This is a genomic window from Xenorhabdus sp. KK7.4 (assembly GCF_963876465.1).
Taxonomy (GTDB): Bacteria; Pseudomonadota; Gammaproteobacteria; order Enterobacterales; family Enterobacteriaceae; genus Xenorhabdus; species Xenorhabdus stockiae.
In genome coordinates, this window is sequence record NZ_CAWNQF010000132.1 from 1 (window position 1) to 3,180 (window position 3,180).

At 49.4% G+C, this 3,180-nt stretch carries 5 protein-coding genes; all 5 read left to right on the forward strand.

Annotation, left to right across the window (positions count from 1 at the left end):
• Window positions 1-286, forward strand: a 286-nt coding sequence (locus AACS90_RS20880) for a phage minor tail protein L (protein ID WP_099123627.1), incomplete at its 5' end; no start/stop codon positions are given.
• A 134-nt stretch (window positions 287-420) separates the two neighbouring features.
• Window positions 421-963: an Ail/Lom family outer membrane beta-barrel protein gene (locus tag AACS90_RS20885; protein ID WP_099123628.1), complete on the forward strand. Its 543-nt coding sequence runs from the start codon at window positions 421-423 to the stop codon at window positions 961-963.
• 64 nt (window positions 964-1,027) lie between these two features.
• A complete protein-coding gene (locus tag AACS90_RS20890; RefSeq protein ID WP_099123629.1) occupies window positions 1,028-1,732 on the forward strand; it encodes a C40 family peptidase in 705 nt (234 codons plus the stop codon).
• Window positions 1,733-2,308 (forward strand): tail assembly protein, encoded by a 576-nt coding sequence (locus AACS90_RS20895; protein WP_099123630.1) that lies wholly within the window; start codon window positions 1,733-1,735, stop codon window positions 2,306-2,308.
• Window positions 2,309-2,361: 53 nt separating this feature from the next.
• Window positions 2,362-3,180: host specificity protein J (locus AACS90_RS20900; protein ID WP_193757306.1), on the forward strand; the 819-nt coding region annotated here is incomplete at its 3' end.

A 3,180-nucleotide genomic window follows, 5' to 3' on the forward strand; every position in this document is an offset into this window, starting at 1 on the left:
CAATGAAAGCGTTCAGTTTGCGTTATCTTCCCCGGCAGACTTGCAGGGCATTCAGATCCCCACACGCCAAATCCATAGCCTGTGTACATGGTGTATGCGGGGACTATATCGCAAATCCCCCTGTAACTACACGGGAACGCGCTATTTTGATGAAGAGGGTAACCCAACGGATGATCCGTCAAGGGATGTATGCGGCGGATTGATGAATGATTGTAAGCTACGGTTCGGTGAAAATGCTCAATTGCCGTTTGGCGGCTTTCCCGGCTCTGCGTTATTGAGGAGATAATAAACATGGCTTTATTTGATAAATTTAAGAAATATCTGTAGTGATCTGAATCAAAATTTAGACGATGCAAAAAGATAAAAAAAGGGAACGCTGTATACTTCCTTTACTTTTTTATCTAACTGGTTAATTTAATTATGAAAAAATTAGTTTTAATAGCATTAGTTACTGCAGGGATGTCTGTTACATCAATGGGAGTAAGTGCAGCCGGTGAAAGTACTATTTCGGCAGGATATGCGCAGAGTCATGTTAAGTCTGGAGGGAGTGAATTAAAAGAAAATCCAAAAGGCTTTAATATCAAATATCGTTATGAATTCGATAATGATTGGAGTGTGATTGGTTCGTTCACCTACACTCACCAAGGATATGAGTATTATTATGGCAAGCGCAAGGCAGTTACTGCTGATTTAGATTATTACTCATTGACCGCGGGTCCTGCATACCGTATCAATGAATATGTGAGCGCATACGGCTTGATTGGCTCGGCTCATGGTAAAATAGAAGCTAAAAACAAAATAAATGGGCTTTCACATAGCGAAAGTAAAACAGAGCTTGCCTATGCTGCCGGTATACAGATTAATCCAATTCCCAATATAGCTATTGATGCAGCGTATGAATATGCAAAACTTGGTGAAGTTAAAGTAGGTACGTGGATGATCGGCGTTGGTTATCGATTCTAAAAGATTGACCTAAATTTAAACTGAACCCGCTTCGGCGGGTTTTTTATTGCCTAAGGAAGCCTTTATGCGTCCTCATATTATCCAATCTATCCTAGATCATGCTCAGGCCGACTACCCGAATGAATGTTGCGGACTGGTCATTCAGAACAGCCGCAAACAACAGTATCTTCCCTGTCGCAATACAGCCTCAGTCCCAACAGAGCAGTTCAGCCTTCACCCGGAAGATTACGCCGCCGCCGAAGATACCGGAACGATAGTGGCGATTGTCCACAGTCACCCGGATGCGACCACCCAGCCCAGTCAGTTAGACATTGCCCAGTGTGATCTGTCACAGCTCCCGTGGGTGATTGTCTCATGGCCGGAAGGGGATATCCGTACGCTAATGCCCTCGGCGGGTATCAAGCCTTTGCTGGAACGTCCGTTTGTCCACGGTATCTGGGATTGTTACGCCATTGTCCGTGACTGGTATCGGCTGGAGCGCAACATTGAATTACCGGATTTTGTCCGGACGGATGGCTGGTGGAACCGTGGCGAAAATCTCTATATGCAGCACTACGCCTCGGCGGGGTTTGTTGAGTGCAGCGGGGAATTACAGGTCGGGGATGTGATCATCATGCAGGTGCAGGCCCGTGAACCTAATCATGCCGGGGTGTATCTCGGTGACGGATTAATGCTGCACCATATGTACGGGCAACTCAGCAACCGCGTGTCTTACAGTGGCTACTGGCAGGAACGCACGGTGAAAATCGTCAGATATCAGGAGTTATAAATGGAAACGATACGCACAATACGTTTATACGGCACACTGGGTACGCAGTTCGGACGAGCGCATCGGCTGGCAGTATCCTCTTCAATTGAAGCCGTTCGGGCCTTGTCTGTGCTGGTTGATGGCTTTGAAAAATACCTGTTAACCGCCAGAGAGCGCGGATTAACCTTTGCTGTATTTATCGGCAAGCGCAATATCAGCCAGGATGAACTGGCCTTTTTCGGGGAAGGGGATATTCGGATTGTGCCGGTGATTATTGGCAGTAAAAAAGCCGGGGTATTCCAGACGATACTCGGCGCAGTCATGGTCGTGGCGGGGGGGTTCTTGTGGTACACGCCCTATGGCGTACCAATGGTGATGTCCGGTGTGGGGATGATGCTGGGTGGCGTGGTGCAAATGCTCTCCCCGATGCCGGGCGGACTGGCGCGACGGGAAGATCCCGACAATAAACCCTCGTATGCGTTTGGTGGTCCGGTCAACTCCATCGCGCAGGGTAACCCGGTGCCGATTGGGTACGGCAAGCGCCGCATCGGGGGTGCCATTATCTCTGCGGGGATTTACGCCGAAGATCAGCAATAACACTTCACAATGTTCAGTCAGGTCGCTCAGGCGGCTTTTTTTACGGGTGAAATATGGAACAGCATCAGATTCAGGGCAGTAAAGGCGGCAATGACAGTCCCCGTACCCCGGTCGAATCGCCGGATTCGTTGCAGTCGACCTCGTATGCCAAAATCTTATTGGCACTGGGGGAAGGCGAGTTCGCCGGTGGATTGGATGGCACCAATATCTTTCTGGATAACACGCCCATTATCGGGCCGGACGGTAAGTCTAACTTTGAGGGGGTGAAGTGGGAATTTCGCCACGGGACCCCGCATCAGGACTATATCAAAGGGGTGCCAGCCGTTGAAAATGAGCTGACAGTGGGCACAGAGCTAGCTGAATCATGGGTGAGATCGGTCACCAATACCCATTTATCCGCTGTGCGCATCCGCTTGTCATGGCCCCAGTTGCAGACACAGAAAGAAAACGGGGATACAGTCGGTTACCGCATTGATTATGTGATTGAAGTCGCGACAGATGGCGGTGCTTATCAGGAGATATTGAAAACAGCGGCTGACGGCAAGACGACCACCAAATATGAACGTTCACACCGGGTGGATTTACCCAAAGCGCACTCCGGCTGGCAGGTGCGTGTGCGTCGGTTAACGCCTAAGCAGAACAGTAACCGAATTGCCGATGCGATGATGGTTGAAGCCATTACGGAGGTGATTGACGCCAAGCTGAGTTACCCCGAAACCGCCTTGTTGCATGTTCAGTTTGATGCCAAACAGTTTCGTAACATTCCGCAGGTATCCTGTGAGCCGAAGATGCGCGTTATTCGTGTGCCGGATAATTATAACCCTGAAGCCCGCAGTTACTCTGGCGTGTGGTCAGGACAATTCAAATGGGCA